At 52.3% G+C, this 20698-nt stretch carries 12 protein-coding genes; 1 reads left to right on the top strand and 11 read right to left on the bottom strand.

Annotated elements, in window-relative coordinates:
• Window positions 1-77 precede the first annotated feature (77 nt).
• From NFR57_RS07260 to NFR57_RS07240, 5 genes are all read right to left on the bottom strand, one after another.
• Window positions 78-1355: an energy-coupled thiamine transporter ThiT gene (locus NFR57_RS07260; protein ID WP_251183179.1), complete on the bottom strand. Its 1278-nt coding sequence runs from the start codon at window positions 1353-1355 to the stop codon at window positions 78-80.
• A 696-nt stretch (window positions 1356-2051) separates the two neighbouring features.
• Complete coding sequence (locus NFR57_RS07255; RefSeq protein ID WP_251183178.1) at window positions 2052-2864, bottom strand: ParA family protein; 813 nt, start codon at window positions 2862-2864, stop codon at window positions 2052-2054.
• Between the two features lie 2 nt (window positions 2865-2866).
• Window positions 2867-3832, bottom strand: coding sequence for a lysophospholipid acyltransferase family protein (locus NFR57_RS07250; protein WP_251183177.1), 966 nt, complete (start codon window positions 3830-3832; stop codon window positions 2867-2869).
• Window positions 3829-5190 (bottom strand): glycosyltransferase family protein, encoded by a 1362-nt coding sequence (locus tag NFR57_RS07245; RefSeq protein WP_251183176.1) that lies wholly within the window; start codon window positions 5188-5190, stop codon window positions 3829-3831. The genes NFR57_RS07250 and NFR57_RS07245 overlap by 4 nt, the downstream gene beginning before the upstream one ends.
• A gap of 27 nt (window positions 5191-5217) precedes the next feature.
• A complete protein-coding gene (locus tag NFR57_RS07240; RefSeq protein ID WP_251183175.1) occupies window positions 5218-7386 on the bottom strand; it encodes an alpha-L-rhamnosidase-related protein in 2169 nt (722 codons plus the stop codon).
• Between the two features lie 577 nt (window positions 7387-7963).
• On the opposite strand from NFR57_RS07240, the gene NFR57_RS07235 reads away from it, so the two are divergent.
• Window positions 7964-8170, top strand: coding sequence for a helix-turn-helix domain-containing protein (locus tag NFR57_RS07235; protein ID WP_251183174.1), 207 nt, complete (start codon window positions 7964-7966; stop codon window positions 8168-8170).
• Between the two features lie 42 nt (window positions 8171-8212).
• On the opposite strand, the gene NFR57_RS07230 is transcribed toward NFR57_RS07235, so the two are convergent.
• The 6 genes from NFR57_RS07230 to NFR57_RS07205 all read right to left on the bottom strand — a co-directional run bounded on the left by NFR57_RS07230 (window position 8213) and on the right by NFR57_RS07205 (window position 20433).
• Entirely contained in the window at window positions 8213-9586 is a 1374-nt protein-coding gene (locus NFR57_RS07230) for a hypothetical protein (protein ID WP_251183173.1), read from the bottom strand.
• 190 nt (window positions 9587-9776) lie between these two features.
• Window positions 9777-14567 (bottom strand): InlB B-repeat-containing protein, encoded by a 4791-nt coding sequence (locus tag NFR57_RS07225; RefSeq protein ID WP_251183172.1) that lies wholly within the window; start codon window positions 14565-14567, stop codon window positions 9777-9779.
• Between the two features lies 1 nt (window position 14568).
• Entirely contained in the window at window positions 14569-16359 is a 1791-nt protein-coding gene (locus tag NFR57_RS07220; protein WP_251183171.1) for a family 43 glycosylhydrolase, read from the bottom strand.
• Between the two features lie 167 nt (window positions 16360-16526).
• Window positions 16527-17456 carry a carbohydrate ABC transporter permease gene (locus NFR57_RS07215; RefSeq protein WP_251183170.1) on the bottom strand — a complete coding sequence of 310 codons (930 nt, stop codon included), beginning with the start codon at window positions 17454-17456 and terminating at the stop codon, window positions 16527-16529.
• A 10-nt stretch (window positions 17457-17466) separates the two neighbouring features.
• Window positions 17467-18498, bottom strand: a complete 1032-nt coding sequence (locus tag NFR57_RS07210) for a carbohydrate ABC transporter permease (protein WP_251183169.1) — start codon at window positions 18496-18498, stop codon at window positions 17467-17469.
• Between the two features lie 3 nt (window positions 18499-18501).
• Window positions 18502-20433 (bottom strand): extracellular solute-binding protein, encoded by a 1932-nt coding sequence (locus NFR57_RS07205; RefSeq protein ID WP_251183168.1) that lies wholly within the window; start codon window positions 20431-20433, stop codon window positions 18502-18504.
• Window positions 20434-20698: the final 265 nt, after the last annotated feature.

Here is a 20698-nt window from a genome sequence, read left to right as displayed (position 1 = left end):
TTAAACCGCGCGTCGGCAACAAAAAATCCCCATAGCTTTGGGGATTTTTTCATTATATAATGTATAGGCTCGGGCGGTTATTCCTGCGACGGTTGCGCGTCCGAGGGCAAGCCGTCCGCGGGCATGTTTTCCGCAGGCTCCGCGTTTTCCGCGCCGTCCGCGCGCTCCGTCGAATCGAATACTTCGACTTTTTCGGCAGCGTCGCTCGGCGCGGCAGAATATCGCTGTGCGTACATTGCTATCTGCCGACGGAAATTGCCGGAAGCGAACACGGTCATGCCGACGGCGAGCACAATGGCGAGTTCGGGAACAAGGTACATGGACTGATAAACGAGCGAATAAAAATATTCGTTGGCAAGCAACGGCATGCCGTACTGGTCGGCAAAGACCTCGGCGTACATGCCGAACGCATACACGCCCGAAAAATAGTGACATATAAAACGGAAAAGGCACGCTATGCACGCGCCCAGCGCGAACTGCGCGCGCATATTGTTTTTGAACAGTCCGAAGTCGCGAATACAGCCCGTAAGCCCTATCGCCGCGAACGCCACGGCATAATCGAGCGCGAACTGCGCGGGGTGGATAATCCACGGATCCTGTATCGCCTGCAAAACTCCGTATATCAAGCCGACGAGCACGCCCCTGCGACTGCCGAACATGAACGCAAACAGCATAAGCGGAAGCATGGACGCGAAAGTAATGCTCCCGCCCATGGGCATTTTAAACAGTCGCACATACGACAGCGCAAAGCTCAACGCCACGCACACGGCGGCGAAAGTGACCGTTTTTGTATCGAACAGGCGTTTGCCCCTGTCGGCGAAAAACGCGAGCGCGATTATTCCCGCTGTGACGAACGCCGCGCTTATGTACAGCCCGATATTGCTCGACGCGTCGCCCGCCTTGCCGCTTACATAGTATGCTATCATGCACGCAAGCACGCAAATAAGCGCCGCGCCGCACACCGACGCGCAAACTATTTTGACTACCGTGTTAGGCTTGAAGAACAACGACGTCGCGCTTGCCACAACCGCGATTGCGAGCACGAGCAAAGGATAAAACAGTATGGGTACGATCGCGTCGCCTTCGACGAAATAACAGGACGAAAACGCTATAATAAAACACATCGCCACGAACAGCGCGCTCACTATCCACGCGCCGTTTACTATGCGCGTCGCCTTGTCTATATCCGTTCCGCCGTCCGCGGCTTTAACCGCGCGCCTGCCAAGCACTGCGATATAGACCTTTGTGATGACGAACGCAACGACGAGCGCGATTGTAATCCACAGCGCGACGGTGCGGCAAATGTTGGTAGCTCCGTCGAAATCGGCGAAGTAGTTTTTGATGTCGTCTAACATAATAATGTACCTCCGATGGGCGTAATACAAGCCGTAAGGCACGGACGCAAAAACTATCGCCGCTCGAATTTTGGCAAAGCGCAAGCCGCCGAGTAGCGACTGTAAGCAAGACAAAACCGCGCAAAATAATATACGTCCGCACCTGTTTAGCCGCGAACGCATAAGAAAAAACCGAAGTATATGACGGCTCCCTACGCGAGTGCTAACTCACAGGTTCAAAGGGACCGTGCAATAACATGCAACATCTCAGCGGACTTTAAGCCGCGCCCCTGCATCTACTTTATCATTATAACGCATTTGTCGAAAAATATCAATCGTTTAAAAGGGTGTGAGCCGAAATATTTTTTATAGTTAGTGATTGATATAGTATTTACTTTTCTGCGGCGGGTCGCCTTGATTCCTCGGCGTTGCTCGGAATGATGGGTATATAAGCATTTCTATTCAATATACTCTAATCAAGTTTTGCTTTACGCAAAACTTCCGTAACTATTATCTTTTATCTCTTATTTATTATCTAAATTTCCCCCATCATTTCGACCGAAGTGAGCGTAAGCGAGCGGAGCGGAGAAATCAAGGCGAACCGCCGCAAAGAAGTAGAGCAACTACCACCCGTTCAACAAAACGCAATTCAATTATTCGGGAGAAACCTCTTATTATTATGTCAGTAAACTCACAACGGGAATCAAGCTATGCTTGTTAAACTTTCCTTTTGAGCGACGACAGGTTTTTAATCGGTACGAAGCGGTCGCGGTTGCGGTTGAGCACTTCTTCCGCCAAATTTTTATACGCTATGCCGCCCGCCGACGTCGGGTCGAACTGACTGATAGGCATGCCGAACGACGGCGCTTCGGCAAGCCGCACGCTTCGCGGTATGCGGGTAGCAAACGCTTTTTTGCCGAAGTAGTGCGTTATTTCCTCCGCAACGGAGTTGACGAGGTTGGTGCGAGCGTTGAACATTGTTACCACAACGCCCTCTATTTCTAGCGACGGGTTGAGTATCTTTTTTGCGAGCTTAATGGTATTCATGAGCTGGCTCAACCCTTCGAGCGCAAAATATTCGCCCTGCATGGGGATTAGTATGCTGTCCGCGGCGGTAAGCGCGTTGAGCGTGAGCAAGCCGATAAAGGGCGGACAGTCTATAAATATATAGTCGTAATTATCCTTGATGGGCGCGATCGCGCGTTTGAGCGAGCTTTCGCGCCTGTCGAGGCTGACAAGCTCGGCTTCCGCGCCCGCCAAATCGATATTGGACGGGATAATGTCCAGTCCGTCCACGCCCGTCGGCAGTATTGCGGCTTCGGCGGCGCAATCGCCTATTATGAGGCTGTACACCGAATTTTTGACCTTGTGTTTTTCCACGCCCAGACCGCTCGACGCATTACCTTGCGGGTCGTTGTCGATAATCAAAACGCGCTTGCCGAACGCGGCGAAGTACGCCGCGAGGTTTACGCAAGTCGTGGTCTTGCCCACGCCGCCTTTTTGGTTTGCAATCGCTATGGTTTTTGCCATTTTTATCTTTCGTCCTTTATCGTATTTTCGGGGTTAGCCGTTAAGTCGTTTTCGCTCGCGTCGTCCGCGTCCGCGTATTCGAGCGGTATGCCGTAAAACCGTTCGTACATCGCCGCCGCCGAATCGAACGCGCGTTTTGCCAAATCCGCTTTTCTGTCGCGCGGGGGCAACGACTTGTCCGCGTAAATGGGTTCGCCTATTTTTATAACCGCCTTGGGCAAGTGCAAAAGTTTGCGCAAGCCCTTGGGCTGTTTAAAGCAGTAGAACATAGGCACGACGGGAATATCCAGTTTGTCCGCGTAATAGAACGCGCCTTCCTTGTACGGACGCGGCTTGCGGTAGCCTATCCACATGCTTTTTTCGGGGTAAAAATGTATAGCCGCTTTGCGCGCCGCGACGTAGTCGAGCATGTCGTTGAACGATCGCGTGCCTTTAAGGTTGACGGGCAACGGCAATTCCGTCGCCGACCGCAGTATCGCGCCGCCGACGGTGTACTTGCAGTTGTGCGGCGCAACCACTATATATTGCTTTTTGCCGCCCATGGCTCGGCGCGTAAGCACCGCGTCGAGGTACCCTACATGATTGGAAGTCGTTATGCACGCGCCTATCTTTTTGAGTTTTTTTCGGTCCTTGACCCGCCAAACCCCAAAGACCACGCCCGCGCCGACATAGCCTATCAGCTTGAAAACGGTGCTCCAAAACGCGTGAAGTATGTACCAAAACGGATTTTTAACGTGCTTATAGACATAAGTGCCGTCCGTCTTTGCGCTGTTTTTCGTGTCGAACGGCGCGCCGTCCGTATCGAACATTCGCCGCTTTTCCAGCTCTTGCAGGTACAGCGAGTACACGCGCTCGGTCATTTTGCCGTCCTTGGCGATCTCGGCGACGACCGTATCGTAAACGTCGCGCGGGATTTCGTCCTTTTCGGCAAGCTCGCCGAAAAACCGCAGATACGCCTTGGTGTTCATCTTTTAACAACGCCGTCCGTGCTGTCGCCGTCGTCCGCCGTAATCCCGATATTCGGCGTAACGTCCTCGCTTGTTTTTTCCGCGTCGGGTTGCGCGCCGCCGTCCGCCGCACTACCTGCCAAACAGTCGTTCGCGTCGCGGTCGTCATCCGCGTCGCACAGTATTCCGCGCGCCTCGTAAGCTAACTTTTGGTTGACCGCCTCGGCATTGATAATATCCGCGACCGCTGTCGCGCCGTTGCCGTCGGCTATAAGCTCGTCGATATTGTCCTCGTACTCCATCAACTCGGATTTGTCTTTGATAAACGCGCGTATGCGCTTGACGGCGTAGCGCTTGGTAAAAGTCGTTTCGCCGCAACCGTGTTCTTTTATAAAGACTTTGACCGTGCCCGCTTCTATAACGTGCGGGCAGTAGTTGATCATAACGGGCGTGTGCATATACAGGCTGTCGAGCACCGCGTTGGGTCCGCCCTTGGTCAAAAACACGTCCGCCGCGCCGTACAGCTCGTAAGCGTTTGTCATAAACTCATACGCCTTAAACGTCATGGACGGCGCGACTTTCAGTCGGCTCGTGCCGTTTTCTATGGCTTGGAATTTTTTGTAACGCTTTTTGTTGTTGCCCGCAATCACGCACAGCGTAATGGGCAAGCCGCTCTTGATCAGGGCTTTGGCAAACTTGGGACCTCTGCCTAACATATACCCGCCGTCTGCTATAACCACGGTGAATTTATCCTGCGGCAAGCCGAACTTGTCGCGCAACTGTTCGCGGGTGAGCGTGTTTTTTTCCACGCACTGCCTGACGCACGGCGTGACCATGCGCAGGTTTTCGGGTTTAAACTTATACTTTTGCGCTTTGGCGAGCGCGAGCGGGTTATTGACGATAAACAGACCGTCGCGCTTATCCCAAAATGTGTGCAACGTCGGGTCGGGATTATAGTTGATAACAACGACGTCGGGGTCGATACGGCGTTTGTATTCGACCGCCAAAAGATTGGTAAAGTAATGATTGCTGATAATCACGTTGGGCTTGCGCATTTGCAACGCTTTAAGCCCTTGCTTGAACGACTTGACAGCCATTTGGCGGTGGAAAAACCGCATGACCTTTTGTCCGCCGAGCAACGATATTATAGGGAAAATAAATCTGCCGAAGTACGGGATTTTATTGGTGTTTTGCACTTGCTTGATAACAAACTTATTCATTCCGACAAGATTTTTAAAGCCGTCCTCCGTAAGGATATAGCTTTTTTGTATATCGTAAACGTCGCCGTACTTTTCGCAAAGCGCGTCGTATATACTGTCCATCGAGGAGATGTGACCGAACCCCGATTCGACATAAGTCAGAAGAATTTTTTGTTTCATATTATACCGATAGTATTTCCATACAAGCTATATAGTAAACTTGTTTTTGCCTTTGTTAAGCGTGATTGCGCGCCGCTCGACGTTGCGCCCTATGAGTTCGGGACAAACGACAAGCTCCGCTTTGCCGTCCGTGCGGTTGTCGATAACGATGTCTATGCGCGAGGGCGAGTATTTGTAGCGCACCTCGAACTCCCCGCTCGCAAGCCGCAGACGGGTTTGGAAGTCCTTGACCGCCGAGAAGTCAGGCGTGACCGTTATCTTGCTCGCGCCGTCCTTTACTTCTATACCGCCGAAAATCTGCACAGCCTCGAATATAACCGCCGACTGATAGCTTTGACAGCCCGTGCCGAACCCGTTAAAGTCCTCGCCGAGCGTGGTGCTTTCCGAATCCGCCGCAAGCGCATATCTGCTGTCGAACCGCTTGCGCGCAAGGTCGCGCCGACCGAGCACGGCAAGCGCCTGAATAACCGCCCACTCGGTGTACGGCGACGCGTTGGTCACCGCCGAGAGTACGCGCGCGACTTCCGCCGTGCGCTCGCTCGGAACAAGCCCCGCAAGCGCGATAAACGCGTTGGCGCGGTCGTCGTAACTTCCGCCCGTCGAGGTGTAACCCAAACCGTCCCACGTACTTTCTATAAAGTCCGCAATGTTGTCCATACGGTCGTCAAACGTCTCGTCGTAGTCGTGTTCGCCCAGCTCCGCGCCCAAGCCTTTAACAAACTTGCACGCCGAATAATACAGCGCGTTTTCGATAAGCGTTTCGTCGGCGTTGTAAAGATTATCGTACCACCGCCGCGTTCCGTCGCGCAACGCTACGCCGTGCTCGGTCATTTCCCAGAGCATCAAATACTCGCACAACCGTTCGAACTCGGCGCGGAACAACGCTTTATCTTGGGTAAAGTTTTTGTACTGAGCAAACAGTCCGTACTCGCCCAGCGCGACAAGCCCGTGCGACGGTATGTCCACGGGAATATTCCCCGGCACGCACGAATACAAAACACTGTCGCCGTCCGCATACGCGATAACGTCGTCGATTATCTTTTTTACAAGCGGCGCGGCGTCCGCATACGCAAGGTACAGCGCGCGCGCGGCAATCGACGCGTCGCCCAGCCACATGGCGCGGTCGCGCTCGGGTGAATCGACCACGGTCGATCCCATACTGCAATACAGCGTGTTTAACGCCTTGCCGAACAGCGCGTTCAGCTTGTCGTCCGCCTCGAACTCGCAGGTAGGCGCGGTGTTGTACCCGATTTCGCGGTAACCGAGCTTCATGACCTTGACGGTGCGCGGCATGGAGAATATAAGGCTGTTGCCCGTCATGGGCATCATACCTTCGTAAATATTGAGCGTCGGTTTTGTTATATACGTCACGGAGTGCGCGCGATACGCGCTGTTTTCGTCGCCGAAACAGCCCATACACTCGGTGCGGTCGGTCGTAATAGTTATTTTTTCCTGACCGTTGCCCGTTACTTCCATATACGGCGTAACGCGCATTTCGCGCGGCAGGTTGACTATATACGTGTCGCCGTCGAACTGATCGGTTGACTTTTTAGCCTTGACAAAAACGGGTTGAGCCGAAAACTTGAACATGGGCACGGGTCGCGGCACAAGCGCGCCTATGACCGAGTCGGGATAAACGTCCAGCTCCGTCGCGGGAGTAAACTGCGAAAAATTGAACGTGGGGTTGAGCACGTTTTGAATAGGACCTTCGAGCGACGCGTCGTAATTGACGTCGTAACCCGCATAGCAACAGTTGGTAGTGCGCGGCGCTTTGAACGCGGGGTTTTCGTAAACGGTAAAACTGCTGTCGCTGTATATATTAAGGTCGTTGCACTCGAATATGAATCCCGCGCGCTCGGCGCAAACAAGGTCGCGCCCTTCGTTGCCGAAGTACGAGCAATGCACGACAATTACGTTGTCGCCCTTGACAAGATACTTGCCTATATCGAATTCATCGTAATACGCGCTTTTGGCGGTGCGGTTAAGTCCGCCCTCCCACACGACGGCGTTGCCATTGACAAACATATAATAATGCGTTTCGCACGCCGCGCGGCACACCGCGCGCGACGGCGGACGATCCTGCCCGAACGAAAAAGTGCGGCGCAAAATTATATTGCTGTTCTTTTTGGTAGCGTCAGCCGCCCAAATCCATTTGGATTTACCGAACAACACGCTCGGTTCTTCATTTTTTTCCATAAACTCCTACCCCGTAAAACCCGATTGACGAATTTTTATCGAAAGTTTGTTGCTTAATGCGCGCGCCGAGCAAACCCGACGTGTCGCGTCCTACCGCGCAAAACCGCCACAGCGGGCTTATCCGCCGCGACTTATACGCTATTCAGTTTACCACAACGGTATTTATTTTGCAACCCTTTCTGCCAAAAATTACCCGATAACGGCAAAATTATAATCAACCGAGCACAGCTTGTACCTTTCTGCGGCGGTTCGCCTGGATCCCTCGGCGTTGCTCGGGATGATGAGTATATAAGCATTTCTTTTCTATATATTAAAATCAAGTTTTGCGCAGAGCAAAACTTCCGTAACTATTATCTTTTATCTCTTATTTATTATCTAAATTTCCCCCATCATTTCGACCGAAGTGAGCGTCAGCGAGCGGAGCGGAGAAATCCAGGCGTAGCCGCACAATAAATTAATACTTCACCACTCTGCGGCGGTTCGCCTTTTAGAATATAATTGAACCGTATTGACTATAATTCCATTATATTGACTGTCGGTCAATTAGTCGCGACTTATTATAGCCTACAATGTAATTATGCAATTTAATGATTTCGGCGTTAATTTATCAAAAATAAGGAGTAAGCTCGGTTTGTCCGCTTATGAGTTGAGCTTGCGTATCGATAAAGACGCGAGCTATATTCATAAAGTCGAAAGCGGTAAAATAAATATCAGTTTAAAAACCATGCTCGACATCTGCGACGCACTAAACATAGAGCCTATTGAATTATTTAAATCCGAATAATTACAGTACAAAAAACCGTCGGTATTGCCGACGGCTTTTACTTTAATTTTCCGTTTGATTTTCGTCGTTGAGGCTAAACAAGTCTGCACTTTGAGCGGCGATTTTGTCGTCCGTTGTTTCTGCTCGTTCGTCCGTCGGCGCGTCCGCCGCCGCTCCGTTCTTTTTGCGCCGAGCGCGCACGCCCTCCGCTATGCAAAACGCCAAAGTGCGCGCGCCGAGCGCCGCCGACAGGCACAACAGCGAGTACGAAAACGCCGCGCCGCGCGATATGAACTGCGACATGACCGCCGCCGCGACAAACGTTATTACGCCCGCGCCCAACATGAACATGCCGACAATTTTGCACGCGCCGCCGAAGCCTATTGACTTTGTGCCGTGAAGCGCGACCGATTTTTCTGTGCGCGCCAACCACACCGTAACGGACAGCATTACGGAACAGACCGCAAACGCAATAAGCGTCCACGGCAACGACGTGAATATGTTTATAACATACACGTATGCGTTGATCGACGTCGCCGAGTCGAACACGGCGCGCATCAGCCTGTCCACGTTATTGCGCGCCTGCGCCGTCGGCATTTCGCCGTTTACGGCAATGCCGTTAGCCTCGGCAAACGTTCCGTCGATCTGAACGGACACGCCGTCCGACGTGACGAACGACGCCGCCAACTGATTTTCGAAAACTATCAAAAATGATTTCGGCTTTTTTTCGTCGGTCTTTTTTTGATAGTAAGTGCGCACCGTCGGCGCGTTGCCGTAACGCTCGAAGTTGCTCATACTCGGATAGTAGCGTTTTACATACAGTTCGTACAGTAAATTGTTATATTCGGCTTGTGATATTTTGTCCGAGTTTACTTGCTCTTTGAGTTGCGCGAACTCCGCTTTCGCCTGCTCGCTCGCACTCTCCGTATCGAAATACTGCTCGTAACTCTCCGCGCGTGCCGCGACGTCTATTGCTTTGCCGCTGTACTCGATGCCGAACGCATAGTTTTTCCGCTGCTCCTCGTCCAGCGCAAGCCACGCCGCATAGTCTATGCGCGCGCCGCTTTTGTCGGTGCAAAACGCAATAAAGTCGTCGTAAGTGGTGCGCACGGGTCGGGTGTCTATTATAAGCGCGTATCCGTCGCCGTCGGTCAGTTTTTCCACCTGCTTATTCGCCGACATTTTATTGCCGCCTATCGAAAACTCCACGCCGTTGCCGTCGCTCGCAAACACCGAATACGCGAACTCGCGGAACTCCGTCGCCGCGGCGTAATGCTTGCCGAACGAACTGACATACCCCGTCAACAGTCCGCCGAACAACAGCACAAGCGCGATAAGCACGCACGCCAACGCGTTGAGCATGCGCCGTTCCGCCGCTTGCTTTGCGTACCTGTCCGAAAAGAACGATAGAAAAAAGAATTTGAGCCAATTAACCATTTACATTGTTATCCGTATTCGAATTTTACCGCTTTCGCGGCACAAAACGCGTAAGGGAACGACGTTTGCGTCGCTCCCTTTTTGCGCGAGTGTCTATGTCAATTATAGCAGATATGTTTAAGCCATGTCAAGCCGCCGCCTTTATAGGGGCATAGCCGCACGCCTAATTATATCCGCCGTCGAGATAACATCAAGCGAGCTTGCCGAGGAGCTGTAAGCCGGCTACCGAGTAACCGTCGCTTGCGCTCGACGAAATTTTAAGCTCGAACTCTATCAGTGCGTTCGCCGACATATCCGTCGTGTCAAAGTCGAACTCGACGATTGCGTGACCTGCGGAAGTTCCGCCCATGGCGACCGTCTTGCTCGCATACACGTTATTGCCTATGCACAGCGTGAACGTAACGTCGGCTTGGTTGCCCCACCACTTGCCCGCGTACACGCGGAGTTTGGTAACGTCCTTGCGCACCTTAACGTGGCTGACCGTTTCGGACATGATTATAGGCGCCCAGCTTTCGTACTCTTCCTGACCTTTCAAGCCCTTGATCAAGTAGCCGCCGCCGCTCGTGATTGCACCGTAAGTCGTGTTTTCGGGGCGTGCGGTAGTCGTGCCGCTCAACGTCCAATACTTACTGCCGCTCAACAGCGAGTGCGGGTCTACCGTGTCGATTTCCGTATCCCATTCCGAAATCCAACGTTCGTAAGCGAGAACCTTGTTCATGCCGACAAGCGCGTTGAGATTGACGTCCTGCGTGTTTTCCGCAATGTCGCAAGCGACGCGGACGGTCTTGTACGCAATGTTTACAACCGCGCCGTCCGCAGTCACCGTAACCGACGTATCCGCGCAATACGGCGAAGTCACCTTGTAAGCCAACGTAACAATTTCGCTTACGGGCTTACCGTCGCTCTCGAAAGTAAGCGCGCCGTTAGCCGCCGTAGTCGCAATGTACGTCAAGCTGTTTGCGATGTTGGTAAACGTGAACTTTTTGCCGACGGGTATAACCGTGGGATTGCCTTGTTCGTCGATAGCGGAAACGGTTATCTTGCTTGTCGCAACGCCCGTCGTCGCCATAAATTCCGCAGTGACGGTCGAACGACCCACAACGCCCGTAAACTTATACGTACCGCTGACAATAGCGTCCGACACGTCCTTGCCGTTGACGGTAAGCGACTTAATCTTGTAGCCCGTCGCAGGCGTGAGCGTGAGCGTAATTTCGTCCTTTGCGAGCGGATTATAGCTTGTTTTGTCCGTCGTGACCGTGCCGTTTTTGATATCGGCGTCGATAACGACCGTGCCCGCAAGATAGTTCGCCGTGTTGTCGTCTATCATAACGCGGCTGGTCTTGCCTGCAAAACCGCCCTCCCAAGTGCGCATTTTAACGAGGCACGTCGCGGTCGCCGCATTCTCGCCGAGCGCGGAGGTAAGGTCGAACGTCCGTTCAAACACGCCGTCGATAAACAGGTGGACGGTTGCGCCGCTCTTGACTATCGTGACGTTAAGCCCGTCGCCGAACAGCATGGCGCGTTCCTCCGTGTTAAACTGCCTGTTGTTGTTCAACATGTTAGCCCAGCCGTATATCGAATTATACGTACCATCGTACTCGCCGCCGTTGTTGTTTATTGTATCGGTGCCGCCGCAACTTTGCACAAACGCTTCGTTGCCCTTTTGCATTGCGCCGAACGACACGAACTTTTTGGATTCGGGGAAGTACAAAATTATTTCCCGCCGACTTTCAGACGCGCCCGTATTGCACCTGTAATCCACCGACGCAGTAAAGTCGGTTTTTGTGCCCAAGCCGAGCACGCCCCAGCCTGTACAGCTTACGTCGCCTTTGTCGATGTCGGACAAGTTCCACATGCCGGCTTCGACCGTCGCGGCGAACTTGGGTTTTGCGAACTTGGCGACTATGACGAGTTTGTTGGAACAGCAGTTTTCAATCGTGATTGCGCCGTTCGCGTATGCCGACACGTATTCTTTGCCGTTGACGGTAAACGTCATGAGCGTCGCGCTCGCGTCCTGAACAGTGGGCGTTATATTGAGTTTGACGGTTCCTCCCACTTTCGGCGTGCCTTCGAGTTCCACCTTGCAACCCGAAATAACGCTGTCTTCCGAAATTGTTACGTCGTTGCTGACCTGATCGCTAAACGTAAACGCATACGCCTGCTTGCCCAAGCCCTTGCCGTGATACTGGTGGTAGCCGACGTTAGCCGTAATATCCTCGTAGCCCTCCGGCAACAGGAACTCCGCAACGGGCTTGCCGTCCACGGTGACGGTTACGCCGCGACCTATGCGCATGACGCCGAGTTTAATGCCCTCGCCGTGATACTTGGCTATTTCCGCATCCGTAAGTCTGTATACATCGCTCCAAGACGAACCCGCAATCGCAGTGCTTTCGTTCAGCGGAGAGAACGATATGCCGTGATAATTGAGCGACGGTTGCAAAGATTTTCCGTTGGAGAATAAAATGTCGTAACCTTTGCGCTGGGTGTACTCGTCCGCGCTTGTACTTGACGCGGTTGCTGCAAGCTGGGCGTTGTATTTGAGTTCGGTTTCCATAAAGAAGTCGCCGAACTTGCTTTCGGACGCAATAAAGCACCTGCCCGCGTTGGCGTAAATTACGGGCGACGCGACGTTCTGCTCGGTCAATTCCCACGCGGCGTTCGGTCCGAACATTTTGAAATCGAGCGTGACGCTTTCGTCCTTGCCGAAATTGACAATTTTAGTGCCGTAACCCGCGATTATTATTTCGTACTCGCCCGCTATCATGTCGTCGATTTGGATAACGCCTTTGTCGATCGTCGCAGTGTAATCCTTAATGCCTTTGAGCGTGACTTGCACGCCGTCGAGGTCGGTGTAATCGCCGAACTTGTAGCCGCGAATATTAAGGCTCAATTTTTGCGGCTCGTTCTTGACCGTTTCGAACCGCAAGTCGGCTCTGCCGAGCATTGTGAAAGTATAACCGTCGCCGCTCTTTGCAAGCTCTTCGCCGTTGAGGTACACTTTTAACAGATAGTTTTCGGCGGGAGTAGCGTTAAAGCTGACCGTACTGCCTATTGCGTATTTGCCCTGCAATCCGCTCAACGTGACGGCGGTTTTGTCGTACACCGCGGTCACATTGACGGCGGGCAAGCGCGCGGGATCGGTCGTGCCCTGTACTATAACGCCGCCGTAAGCCGCGGTGGGATATTCGCCCGACACGCCCTCCTGCCCCGACAGAGTGATAGCCGTGAGCGCCGCGCCGTCGGCAAACGTCGAAACGCTTACTTTATTTATAAGATTGGTCCAGTTGCCTTGCGCATTGAGGTATGCGACCGAAACTTCCGACCCGTCGCGTATAAAAGCCAAATACATGCCGTTCAGCTTATCCATAAGCTCTTTGGCGGCGCCTGTTATGCTTGCCGAGACGTCGCGTTCTTTGCCGTTATCCTTCCAAATAAGTTTGACGTTGTAGCCGCCTTCCCAGTTCATTATTTGGAAGCGAACCCATTCCCCGCCGCAATACAACCATTGCTCGGTCACGTATCTGTTGGCGGTGGATATTTTAAGCGCGTTGTCCGCAAGCCCCAAAAATGTTTTATACACAAACCGATCGGACGCGATAGGATCTTGTTCCTTTGTGTACAGCTCTTTGCTTCCGCCCGACAACACAACGTCGTTGAGATACAGAGTGCGATTTGCGCCGTACATGGTATCGTCAATATCGAAATCGACGGTTATCGACGATTCGAGATTTGCATTGACGCTTGCGGCGGCGTATCCGCCCGTAACGGACATGACGCTTACTTGATATTCGCCGATAGGCGCTTCTATGGAGTACGCGCCCGTTGTTTCGTCGATAGTCGAAGTGTATGTGTTTGTTCCGTCAAACGCGCGCACTTCCGCGTCATCGTAGAACGCGCTGTCCGTGCCCGTGTACGTAACCGCGCCGCTTATCGTGCCTTTTTGCGACGGCGTGGTTTCAAACTCGGCTACGATATTGACGTCTGCTGTAACCGTAGGCAGGGTTATCATGCCGTTTACAAGGTCGTTTTTGCGCTCTACGCCGTTTATTTTAAGGCTTTTTAAGCGACTGCCCGCTTTTGCTTCCGCTTTGAGCGTGAGGTTGTTTTTATCCACCGCATAGTTATAGCCGCGGTACTCGCCCACCGTGCCGTCGCCCGTGCACGTAACGTTGATGTCGTGCGAAACAAGCCCGTTCGCGTTGAAGTGATAGTTGGTCGGCGGCGTCCACCCGTCGCCGTCGAGCTGTTCCAAAACGGTGTTGTACCAATATCTGTCAACGTTGAGCTTTGTGCCGGAGTATGAGTACGACGATATAAGCACGGGGTTGACGTAAAATTCTTCGGGGCGTTCGCCGTCTTCCAAAACGCCGAGCCACACCAAATATTCGTAAGGCATAAACAGTTCGAGCGTATAGCCGTAACAGCTTTCCTCATTGACCTCTCCGCCTTTGGTCGTGGATACAAGCGTTGCCATAATGTCGGTAGTGGTGTGGAAAGGCACCCATCCGCCTTTGACGCGGCGTTTGAACGTCAGCGTGCCGTCCGCCTCCATGTCCACTTCGAACGCAGTATCGGAATCTTGACTTTTAGTGCCCTGCGTTGCGAGGTACATTTCTATGCCGCTGTTAAAATACGACGCGCGCTCGTGGTTGACATAAATACGCCCGCTTTCCGTAACGTCGAAGCCCATGTATACGCCCTGCTCGCCGAAATAAGAGGTCATGCGCATGGTCGCCGTTTCGGTGCCGTTTTCTTTGCGTATTTCCATCCACCGCGTATTTTTGTACGCGTCGTCGTCGAGCTTGCCGTCGAGCGTAATATTCTCGTCCACGGGGTGCGTCGATGCGGGCGGGAACGTATAGTTGGGTAAATATTTTTTGGGGGCGGGTTGAACATTGTCGTTGCACGCGACCAACGCCGCGCCCGCGCCGATTGCGCCCAAAGCGCAAATAACCGCTAATGCTTTTTTCTGTTTTTTCATGTTATTTGCCCTCCGCCAAACCGAGTATACGGATTTCGGAAATCCCTACTTGCGATTGATCTTTTTCCACGGGCACGGTCACGCGCACGCGCGTTACTTCCGTTTGCGCGAACTCCGCAAATATAGCCGCGCCCGGCTGAACGTACTCTATTTCGCCCGAGTAGTCGTTACACGCATACAACTCATCCATGAGTTTGAGATTCATTGTGTAGGTCTTGCCGTCGGCGGTGTCGAGGTAGACGGTAGCCGTCTTGAACACGCTGTCCTCGAACTTCGATTCGTACAGCATGACCGCGCGGATTTTGCGCGGCGACGCAAAGTCAAACGCAATGGTCGTTGTTTTTGTGAGTATTGTTTCGTTTACGTATTTGACATGGAAGTCGGTATCGGTTTTGCACACCGACAGCAGTTCGTCAAACAGATACTTGGCGTTGTCTTTTTCCAAGCCCGTAATCGCCGCTTCGGTCGCTATGTTTTGGTACTCGCCGAACGGCAACGGTTGAACGTTCCACGTCGGACCGTTGGCATACATAACGTCAATCTGTTTGCCGTTGATGTCCTCTATCGTTACCCATTCTATTTCGTCCACGGCGGGGTTACGCGCCGCGCCCGCGGTAACAAAGTCGTCGTGACGGTGATAAATAACGTACATTTGATCGTTAGCCGTTATAAAGGAGTGGTGCCCCGATCCCGAAACTTCGTTACTGCCCTGCGCCAGCGACGACAATAATAAGCCGTTTTCCTCCTCGCGCAGTTTGCGAAACGGTCCGAGCGGGCTATCCGCCACGGCTTGCGCCACGGCGTAATCACTCTTTTCGTAAGAGTTAATCGAAAACGTAAGATAATACTTGCCGTTATGCTTGGTCATAACGGGGCCTTCGTTAATGGTGTTGTTAAGCGCTTCGTAAGTAACGTAACCGTCCGCGGGGATTGTCGAGTTTTCTTTGTACGCTTTAAAATCCTCCACAGTCCAGAACCGCGTAGCGGTAACAAGCTGCGCCGTCTCCCACTTGGGTTTGAGCCAGTTTTCCATTTCCACGACGGTAATAAAGTTTAAGCCTATGTTATCCACATAATACAGGTACTTTTTGCCGTCATCGTCCACAAATGCGTGCGGGTCTATCGCGCCGGGGTACTTGCGCCCTTTGCCCGTTTGCGTCGTCGAAAATTCGTAATGCTTTTCGGGATTAAGGAACAAATACTTCGCCATCGGTTCGTTGTAATACGATTCGTCGTATACATGAACGTTCTCCTCGCCGCAGCTTTCGGGGTCGAGGAAGTTGACTACGTCATACGGTCCGTAAGGGTTTTCGGACACAGCCGCCATGAGCAACATATCCATAGTGGACGAGTTGCGCGGCGACGCCGAAAAGTGCATGTAATAAAGTTCGGTATCGGGGTCGTACACGACTTCGGGCGCCCAAATATCTTCCCAAACTATTTCGAGGAGTTCGGAATCCGCCGACCACGCATTGAGTGTGGGACCCACTTCTTCCCACGTGACCAGGTCCTTGGAGCGCGACGTGGAAAAATATCCGTTAGTCGTAAAAATGTAGTAGTAGCCGTCGCGCGTCGTGTTGTCCAAAACATAGGGGTCCGCCGCGCCGTTATTCTTTTTGTCGTTGCGGTAAAACAGGTCGGTGGAAAACTCCATTTTCCCCGTCGCCGCGTCCACCCTGTCGCCTTGATAAAAAGCGAACGCGGGGGCTGCCGCTTCGTTGCCGCAACCGACAAATGCCATTGCGGAAATTGCCGCGAGCGTAACTGCGGCTATCTTATTCATTTTCCTCATATATCAGGCCTCCTGAACCGATATTTGATTTTGTTGGCGCCGCGCGGTTGCGGCAAGACGCTTATAAACCGGTTACATATAAGCGAATTGCCGCCGCCGAACGGGAATGTTTGCTGTTGAGCGTTGTCTGCCGTGAATTCTTGCCTATTGTTGCAGCGACCGAAAAATTACTCTTTTTCGCCGCCCATTGCCACGCCTTCGATAAAGTATTTTTGCATGATGATATACAGGATTATAAGCGGCAACATGCCCATAACCGCCGCCGCGCAGTGGATATTGGAATCGCCTTTATTGTTGAACAGCGTCGTAATTTCGCCGAGGTACAGCGACAGAGTTACAAACTTCGGTTCGCCGCTCAAATACAGCAAAGCCGTCATGTAGTTGTTGTAGCCGCCGACAAAGCCGAATATAAACTGCGCTATAAATGCGGGCTTCGCAAGCGGGAACATGATTTTAAAGAATATGCCCCAAAAGCCCAGACCGTCCATTTTCGCCGCTTCCAGCAAGCCGTCGGATATGCCGTCCATGTACATGCGCAGGAAGAACATTGTGCCTATTCCGCCGAACAGTCCGGGGATAATAAGCGGCAGTACGCCGGGCACCCAGTCCAACTGATAGTAGAATATCTGCGTGATTACGCCGAACGCGCCGAGCGGGAAAACCATTATAACGATTTCTATCGCGAACAGAATTTCCTTGCCTTTAAACTTGATTTTGCTGAACGCGTAGGCGGACACGCCCGACACGAACAAACCGACAATTACGGGCAACAGCGTCATCCACATGGTGTTGATAAAGCCGAGCAATAACCCGGGCATGCCCACCTCGTCTATGTACAGGTCGGTCGTGAATATCTGTTTATACGGCTCGATAGTGAATTTGGGCAACCACACAAACGATTCGGACGTGACTATCTGTTCCGACGGAGTGAACGACGTTATAAATATCGTTAGCATCGGGAAGAACAGCCACACCGTGTACAGCACGAGCAGTGTGTAACATATTACTTTCTTTACGGGGAATTTGCGCCGCTTTTTTTTCGCTTTGGGCGCTTCCTCGAACGCCGAAGAAATACCGAACTCGGCGTTATTATCCATTATCGCGGAATTATGCATTTGCCAAGCTCCTGTTTCTTACTTTGTAGACGATGATCGACAGCGTCGCGGTCATGAGGAACAGTATCCAGCTTATTATAGCCGCCGCAGACATGTATTCGCCGCCGAACTTCGGGTCGTTCGCTATCGTAGGGCTCATTAGATAGAACACAAGCCGTATCAACGTCAAGCCCATATTGTCGTCGCCGCCGACCGCAGACCCCCACCCGTCGGGCACAATCAATGCCGCAATGTCGTAGGTCAAAAGTCCCGCCGATATACCCGCCATAAGCAGATAAAAGGTTGTGGGCGCGACCGCGGGGATCGTTATATGCACTACCTTTTGCACGCCGTTTGCGCCGTCGAGCGACGCCGCTTCGTACAACGACTGATTGATGTTGCCGAGCGCCGCGTGATACATAACCGTGCCGTAGCTCGGCGCTTGCCAGATTATGGCTATAATAATGCACCACGTAAGCGAATCGCCGTCGCCCAGCCAGTCTTTTTCTATACCGAGTATCGAATTGATAATACCGCCGTCTTTTGCGAAAATCCAACGCCACATAAGCGCGACCGCAACGCCCGAACAGATGTACGGAATAAAGAACAGAACTTGAAAAACTTTCGATCCGCGCAGCTTTTGCGCAATAAGCACGCTCATTATAAACGATATTATAAGCGTTACTATTTGCGTGCTCGCTATCCAAAACGTTATAAGTATCGACTTTTCAAACAACGCCGTTACATGCACCGTCGCTTGGCTCGAATACGATTTGTCAAACAACATGCGGAACCCGCCAAAGTCGTTCCAAATCATAGGCGCGTCGGGATTGTACAGCTTAACGTCGCAAAACATCGTCCTTATGGACAGGATAATGGGCGCAATGCTGAATATGCAAAACCCGATTAACGGTAACAGTGCAAATAGATAGGCGTAACCTTTTTCGGCAACCTTGGACGCCATTCTGCGGCGTTTGCGATTGCGTTCGGCTATTGCGGCGCGTTCATCGTCGTCCGCCGTCGCCGTATTCGCCCTCCAACTCATGCTTTACCTCCCGCACATGTAGATGTTCATTGCCTCCAAGTTGGCATCTGCAATTTGCTGTATCGTTCTGCCGCCCGATCCCGGCGCGACGTAGCTGATAAACGACGAGAGCGTTCTCGTGCCTTTACGAACTTGCTTGTTGAACACGTCCGACCAGTTGTTGATCCACGTTTGCGACTGGAAGTAGTCGTAATCGCCGAGGTCAATGCCTTGGAATTGGTAAGCCAACGCCCATTGGTTGTCGCACACTCTCTTATCGCTGTTTACAAATTCGTCCGCCATGCCGAGCGAGGGCTGATTGGGTATCATGGCGTTGCTTTCCATGAGTATTTTCTGACCCTCGGGACCCGCCATCCACGCCATAAATTTGACCGACGCTTCGTAAGCGTTTTTGTCGGAATTTTTGGGCACCGCCATGGTGATCGAACTGCCCGAAGACGTCGATCTGCCGACATACGGAGTGCCGTTAGCGGCTTTATCGAGCTCGCCCGTATACACGACGCCGTCGTACTCTTTGCCTATTACTTTAAGATGTTCTTTGGCAAACGCGTCCTTTGCGTAATTGCTGTCGGATCCGTCCGTCATATACGTGCTGCCGCCTTTATATTCGCGCCACTGGCACACGGGCGCCATATCCCAGTCGAGGTTAGTAGTCGAAAAACTTATGGCTTGATCAAGTCCCTCTACAAGCAACGGCGTGTTTTTGCCCGAAGTGAACGCCGCCGTGCGCGGTTCGTCGGGGTCTTGCGCAATGCCGTAACCGTATACGTCGGTGTCCGACTGCGCGCCCGTGCCTTGCGACAAGCGCACAAATTCCAAAATAGCGTCGTACTGCGACGGGAATTGGTGAAGTTTGCTTTCGAGCTCTGCTTTTTTCGCGGAGTTGGTATTGATTACCGTCGCGTCCTCGTGCAACAGCACGTCGCCCGCATAATAAGTATTATTGTTTATAGTAAGAGTGTCCGTCGCCAACCAGTTGGGATTTGTGTCCATGATCGTAAACGTGTATTCGTCTTTGCTCTCGTCCCAGCCCACGCAGTCGCCGCCGACGGAAAAGCCGTAGTAGAACCACCACTCCGAGCAGTAGCCGTATTTAGCGCCCGTGTTCGGGTTTAATCCGCCCTGATTGATGAGCAAACGCGACAACAAGCGGTTCTCTTCCCAGCTCATGGGAATTCTGTTGTTAAACACTTTGTAAACGCTGTCGCCCGCTTCGTTGGTGCTTGCGGTCGCGCCCTCGAACGGCGCGGGGTGACTTGCGTCCGCAAGATATTCGGCATAGCCGTGCGGTTGCAGTTTGGGATATTCCGTGCCCAGCTTGCTCTCCTCGCACGAAATAATGTTAATGCCCGCCGTTTTCATAGCGGTCGCGTTGTAATACAAAATATGTATGTCGTTCTGAACAGGCAAGCCCAACTGCTGTGCGCCCTTGCCCGCAAGATAATACCCGGCGCTGTTTACGTCCGTCTTGACCAATTCGGGCGTAAGTCTGGCTCTGTTTAAATGGCTTTCGGGAATATTCTCTATGTCCAGACGCGTTTTCAGTTCGTCGGTCATATAGCTGTCCAAAGACAAAAGATAACCCTTTGTCGAATAGTCCTTAAACTGGTTGTCGTTGAGATGAATTATGTTGTATTCACATTCGCGGCGCGGATTGGCGAGCTTGGATTCGAGGTTGTTGTCCGTTTTGCCCGCATACGGCTTGCCCGTAATCCAAACATTATCTGTTACGCCCTGCGTTTCGTTGTATGTTGCAATAGCTTTTTCGTAAACCGCTTTCGTGTCGCCGTCGAAGCCGTAGTGATATTTAACAACGGTACGATTTTTTGCCTCCGGAGGAAGTTCGTCCTTGCCGCACGCCGCGAGCGGCATGACGCTGATTGCGCTCATGCACAGCGCAAGCCCCATCATTAACCGTCTTTTAGTCTTTGTCATAATTCTCTCCTTGAAATTTTTATAATTCGCTCGCCTCGGAGCTTATTATCGATGTTGCGTCGCGTCGCCGCGACCGTATAGAGTTTGTAAGAGCGAAAATCGCCCGCCGCAACTTACCTGCGTTTCGCGACTGCCCGCACACCTCGCGCGCATTGACAAAAACGCGAAAAACGAGCCGCTTCGCTCGAAAGCCGTTCAATGCGACGTGCCGTGCCTTCGTGTTGCATATCCGTTTAGACGCAAAAACCGTCGATACGATACGCCC

This window comes from Anaerocaecibacter muris, from assembly GCF_943192945.1.
GTDB classification, from domain to species: Bacteria; Bacillota; Clostridia; order Christensenellales; family Pumilibacteraceae; genus Anaerocaecibacter; species Anaerocaecibacter muris.
This window is presented reverse-complemented; position numbering and strand designations above follow the sequence as displayed.